This window comes from Mesorhizobium sp. M7A.F.Ca.CA.001.08.2.1 (assembly GCF_003998455.1).
GTDB classification, from domain to species: Bacteria; Pseudomonadota; Alphaproteobacteria; order Rhizobiales; family Rhizobiaceae; genus Mesorhizobium; species Mesorhizobium ciceri.
Genome location: NZ_RZPW01000519.1, coordinates 1 through 4578, shown reverse-complemented (window position 1 = coordinate 4578; position 4578 = coordinate 1). Strand labels below are relative to the sequence as shown.

Annotated in this window: 4 protein-coding genes; all 4 read right to left on the bottom strand. The window is 63.3% G+C overall.

Annotation, left to right across the window (positions count from 1 at the left end; all coding sequences use genetic code 11):
* A partial coding sequence (locus EN914_RS25275; protein WP_164778892.1) for a replication-associated recombination protein A occupies window positions 1-1231 on the bottom strand: 1231 nt, incomplete at its 3' end.
* Window positions 1232-1279: 48 nt separating this feature from the next.
* Window positions 1280-2767: a DegQ family serine endoprotease gene (locus EN914_RS25270; protein ID WP_013531440.1), complete on the bottom strand. Its 1488-nt coding sequence runs from the start codon at window positions 2765-2767 to the stop codon at window positions 1280-1282.
* Window positions 2768-2966: 199 nt separating this feature from the next.
* On the bottom strand, window positions 2967-3398 hold the full coding sequence (gene rplQ, locus EN914_RS25265) for a 50S ribosomal protein L17 (RefSeq protein WP_013531439.1): 432 nt from the start codon (window positions 3396-3398) through the stop codon (window positions 2967-2969).
* A 104-nt stretch (window positions 3399-3502) separates the two neighbouring features.
* Window positions 3503-4513, bottom strand: a complete 1011-nt coding sequence (locus tag EN914_RS25260; protein ID WP_013531438.1) for a DNA-directed RNA polymerase subunit alpha — start codon at window positions 4511-4513, stop codon at window positions 3503-3505.
* Between the last annotated feature and the right edge of the window lie 65 nt (window positions 4514-4578).

The following is a 4578-nucleotide window of genomic DNA, read 5'->3' as shown; positions in this document are numbered from 1 at the left end:
GATCATAGAAGGTCTGGCGACCCATCTTCTCCGGAAAATAATCCTGCCCCGAAAAGGCATCCGGCTCGTCATGGTCGTAGCGGTAGCCGGCGCCGTAATCCTCCTCTTTCATCAGTTTGGTCGGCGCATTGAGGATGTGCTTGGGTGGCAGCAGCGAGCCGTGTTCCTTGGCGGCCCGCGTGGCGGCCTTGAAAGCGTTGTAGACGGCGTTGGATTTGGGCGCGGTGGCGAGATAGACGGTGGCCTCGGCAAAGGCGAGTTCGCCTTCGGGCGAGCCGAGATAGTCGTAGGCATCCTTGGCCGCATTGGCGACGACAAGCGCCTGCGGGTCGGCAAGGCCGATGTCTTCCATGGCCATGCGCACCAGCCGGCGGCCTAGATAGAGCGGATCCTCGCCGGCATCGAACATGCGTGCGAGATAGTAGAGGGCCGCGTCAGGATCTGAACCGCGTACCGATTTGTGCAGCGCCGAGATCAGATTGTAATGGCCGTCCTGGCCCTTGTCGTAGATTGGCGCGCGGCGCTGGACGATGCGCTGCAGACCCTCGGGATCGAAGACCTCGCCGGGCTTGGCTGCTCGCCAGACTTCCTCTGCCAGGGTAAGAGAGGCGCGGCCGTCGCCATCGCTCATGCGGATGAGCATGGCCCGCGCCTCGTCGTCGAGCGGCAGCGCCCTGCCCTCGGTCTCCTCCGCCCGCGCCATCAGCTTGGAGATGCTCTCCTCGCCAAGCGAATGGAAGACCAGAACGCGCGCGCGTGACAACAAAGCGGCATTCAGTTCGAAGGACGGGTTTTCGGTCGTGGCGCCAACCAGCACGACTGTCCCGTCCTCCATGACCGGGAGGAAACTGTCCTGCTGCGCGCGGTTGAAGCGATGGATCTCGTCGACGAACAGCAAGGTCTGGCGGCCATTGGCACGGCGCAATTTGGCTGATTCGAACACCTTTTTCAGGTCGGCGACGCCGGAAAAGACAGCCGATATCTGCTCGAAGGCGAGACTCGTTTCACCGGCGAGCAACCGCGCCACGGTGGTCTTGCCGGTGCCGGGCGGCCCCCAGAAAATCATCGAGCCGAGCGAGCCGGAACCGATCAACCGGGTCAGCGCGCCGTCAGGCCCGGTCAGATGCTCCTGGCCGACGACCTCGCCAAGGTTCCTCGGCCGCAGCCTGTCGGCCAGCGGCCGCCCAGGCGGCGTCTTTTCCGGTTCATCGACGCTGAACAGATCGGCCATGCACTTCTTTTTCGTTGGAGCATGAGCCCGAATGCACGGAACCCAGCCCTAATAACGCAACACCTGACGCAGTATCTGCCCGCCGCGCTCGACCGTAAAGCGCCACCAGCGCGTATCCGTCTTGGCCGCCAGCTCCAGGGTCGCTGCGGTATCGATGGTGGTGCCGTTCACCTCGCGCACGATGTCGCCCGGCTGGAAGCCGAAATCGGCGGCCGGTGAATCGCGGTTGATGTCGACCACGGTGACGCCCTTGATGTCCGTGCGCAGGCCAAGCCGCTGCGCGAGCCGGGGCGAAAGCTCCGCGACCTTGGCGCCCGAGAACGGGCTGCGGCCATGCAGCGTCACCTCGGCAGCCTTCATGCCTTCCGGAGCACGCTCCAGCGCGATATCCATCGCCGCCTGCTGGCCCTTGGTCAGGACCGCGAAATTGGCGGTGGTGCCGATCGACAGCGTCGCCATCCGGTAGTCCAGCGCTTCGATGCTCTCGACCGGCTTGCCGTTGAGCTGCAGCACCACGTCGCCGGGCTTGAGCCCTGCCTTGGCGGCCGGTCCGGTCGCCTCGACCGACGAAACCAGCGCACCGGTCGGCTTCTCCATGCCGAGCGATTCTGCGATCTGCGGCGTCACCGCTTCGAACTCGGCGCCGATATAGGGCCGTTCGAAGAAGTCGAGCCCGGCCTTGGCCGCGTCGGCAAAGGCGCGAACCATGTTCGAGGGAATGGCGAAGCCGATGCCGATCGAACCGCCGCTGCGGCTGTAGATGGCCGTATTGATGCCGACCAGCTGGCCGCCCATGTTGATCAGCGCACCGCCGGAATTGCCGGGATTGATGGCGGCGTCGGTCTGGATGAAGAAGCTGGAATCGGAGACGCCGATATGGCTGCGGGCCAGTGCCGAGACGATGCCGCTGGTGGTGGTCTGGCCGACGCCGAAGGGGTTGCCGATGGCCAGCAGCAGATCGCCGACCTCGAGCGCGTCGGAATCGCCGATGGCAATGACCGGAAACGGCTTGTCCGAGGTGATCTTGAGCACGGCAAGGTCGAGAGTCTCGTCCTTGAGCAGCACCTTGCTGTCGAACTCACGCCCATCAGCGGTCGCCACCTTGACCCGGTCGGCATCCTTGATGACGTGGTAATTGGTGACCACGACGCCGGTCGGATCGACCAGCACGCCGGAGCCCAGCGAAGACTGCGCGCGCGGCTGCGAGCGGCCGAAGAATTCTTCGAAGAACGGATCACCGTCGAAAGGCGATGTCACCTTGGCGGTCTGCGAGGCATAGACGTTGACCACCGCCGGCGCCGTCTGCTTGACCAGCGGCGCAAACGACAGCTGCACCTCCTCGCGACCGAACGGCACGCGCTTGTCGGGACCGGACGTCGCGTTCTCGCCCTCGACGCCATGCAGCAGGTCGGTCAGCACATCGGACAGGCCAGGATCGGTCTTGGTCTCCTCGGCCAATGCCTGCCTGACCACCGGTGCGGCCGCAAACGCCATGATGGCGAAAAGCAGAACAAAGGGCAGTCTTCTGGCGCGCATTCGCGAATCCTCCAAGGCAAGTTCGGGGGCATTGTCCCGACGATTGTGCAAAATGAAAGGCTAAGCCGCTGAAATCCGACTATTTTGGGCCAAAACCCCAGGGGCATGCCCGGAAATCGGATTCCGGCGCGGTTTGCTGCTTTCAGAAAACAAAAAGGGGCCCGCAGGCCCCTTTGAACTCATTTGGGAAAACCGAGCCTTATGCGGCTGCGGCGTCCGCGTCAGCGCTTTCGGCCTCGATGCGAGCGCGGTCGCCGGCGCCCTTGGCCGAGACGTCGCGATCGACGAACTCGATGACAGCCATCGCGGCGTTGTCACCGTGACGGAAGCCCGCCTTCATGATGCGCAGATAGCCGCCATTGCGGTTGGCGTAGCGCGGCGCGATGGTGTCGAACAGACGCTTGACGACGCCTTCATTGCCGATCTGGGCAATGACCTGGCGGCGGGCGTGCAGGTCGCCACGCTTGCCGAGCGTCACCAGCTTCTCGACGATCGGACGCAGGTCCTTCGCCTTCGGCAAGGTTGTGACGATCTGCTCGTGCTCGAGCAGCGACACGGCGAGGTTGGCGAACATCGACTTGCGATGGCTAATGCTTCGGGCGAAGCGGCGGCCTTTGAAACCGTGGCGCATGGCTCTTTTCCTTCTTCAGTTGTTCAAGAGGCCGCGGCCTCTGATGGTTTTCCGCATGACCGTCGGATCGAGCGGCCCACGCCGCCGATCCTTGGAATTCATGCTCAATATTGGTCTTCGTAACGCTTAGCGAGGTCTTCGATGTTTTCCGGCGGCCAGTCCGGCACTTCCATGCCGAGGTGCAGGCCCATCGCCGCCAGGACTTCCTTGATCTCGTTCAGCGACTTGCGGCCGAAGTTCGGGGTGCGCAGCATCTCGGCCTCGGTCTTCTGGATCAGGTCGCCGATATAGACGATGTTGTCGTTCTTCAGGCAGTTGGCCGAACGCACCGAAAGCTCGAGTTCGTCGACCTTCTTGAGCAGCGCCGGGTTGAAGGCGAGCTCGGTGACGGCCTCGGCGGCGACTTCCTTCTGCGGCTCGTCGAAGTTGACGAACAGGCCGAGCTGGTCCTGCAGGATGCGGGCGGCGAAAGCCACTGCGTCCTCGCCGGTGATCGAACCGTCGGTCTCGATCGTCATGGTCAGCTTGTCATAGTCGAGAACCTGGCCCTCGCGGGTGTTCTCGACCTTGTAGGAGACCTTCTTGACCGGCGAATAAAGGCTGTCGACCGGGATGAGGCCGATCGGCGCGTCTTCGGCGCGGTTGCGGTCGGCCGGCACGTAACCCTTGCCGGTGTCGACGGTGAATTCCATGCGGATTTCAGCGCCTTCGTCCAGCGTGCAGATGACGTGGTCGGGGTTGAGGATCTCGACGTCGCCAACCGTCTGGATGTCGCCGGCAAGAACCGCACCCGGTCCCTGCTTGCGAACGACCATGCGCTTGGGACCATCGCCTTCCATGCGGATGGCGATTTCCTTGATATTCAAGACGATGTCGGTCACGTCCTCGCGCACACCGGCGATGGACGAGAATTCATGTAGAACGCCGTCGATCTGCACGGCGGTAACAGCCGCACCGCGCAGCGAAGACAGAAGCACGCGGCGCAGCGCGTTGCCCAGCGTCAGGCCAAAGCCACGCTCGAGAGGCTCGGCGACCAGTGTGGTCAGCGTCTTCTTCTTCGACGAGAACTCGATCTTGTTCGGCTTGATCAGTTCCTGCCAATTTTTCTGGATCATGATGCTTTCCTTCCGTTGACCCGCCACCATCCAATCGTGGCGGGCGACCTGGAATGCCACGGAGG